Annotated in this window: 1 protein-coding gene and 1 pseudogene; both read left to right on the top strand. The window is 41.7% G+C overall.

Features of this window, described 5'->3' with window-relative positions:
- A pseudogene (locus H6A61_RS15305) lies at window positions 1-446 on the top strand (hypothetical protein); the annotation flags it as partial.
- A gap of 35 nt (window positions 447-481) precedes the next feature.
- Window positions 482-746, top strand: a 265-nt coding sequence (locus tag H6A61_RS15300) for a PD-(D/E)XK nuclease family transposase (protein ID WP_204394768.1), incomplete at its 3' end; no start/stop codon positions are given.

The following is a 746-nucleotide window of genomic DNA, read 5'->3' as shown; positions in this document are numbered from 1 at the left end:
AATATTATATCCTGAAAGTAAACGACTTCAATAAAGTGGCAAAAACTCCGCTAGAGGAATGGATTTATTATCTGAACACAGGAGAAATACCGGAAGGGGCAAATGCTCCTGGTCTGGAAGTGGTGAGAGAAAAACTCAAGATAGACAACATGACTAAAGTAGAGAAAGAAGCATACTACAGACATCTTGACAATATCGTGATTCTGAGAGACAATATAAATACCGAGAGGGCGGAAGGTAGAGCTGAAGGCAGGGCGGAAGGAAGAGCGGAAGGCAGAGCGGAAGGCAGAGCTGAAGGTAGAGCAGAAGGTTTGGAAGTAGGAAGAGCAGAAGGAGAAAAGCTCAAACAGACGGAAATTGCCCGTAATATGAAGAATATGGGAATGGATGTAGGTACTATTGCTGCCATCACAGGAATGACGGAAGAGGAAATCAACAAGATTTGAAATAATACTTTTGCACAAATCAAATATTTTAAATCATGGGAAATTATATCAGATTCGACTGGGCAATGAAACGCCTGCTTAGGGACAAGGCAAACTTTCAGGTACTGGAAGGACTGCTCACTACCCTACTGAACGAAAAAATAACCATAAAGAACCTGCTGGAAAGCGAAAGCAATCAGGAAGAGGAATATGACAAGTATAACCGTGTGGATATGCTGGCGGAAAACTCAAAAGGAAACCTAATCCTGATTGAAGTGCAGAACAACAACGAATATGCCTACTTCCAAAGAATGCTTTTCG

This window comes from Bacteroides caecigallinarum (assembly GCF_016901995.1).
GTDB lineage: Bacteria > Bacteroidota > Bacteroidia > Bacteroidales > Bacteroidaceae > Phocaeicola > Phocaeicola cellulolyticus.
Note: the sequence above shows the minus strand (reverse complement) of the source record. Positions and strands in the feature narration are given on the sequence as shown.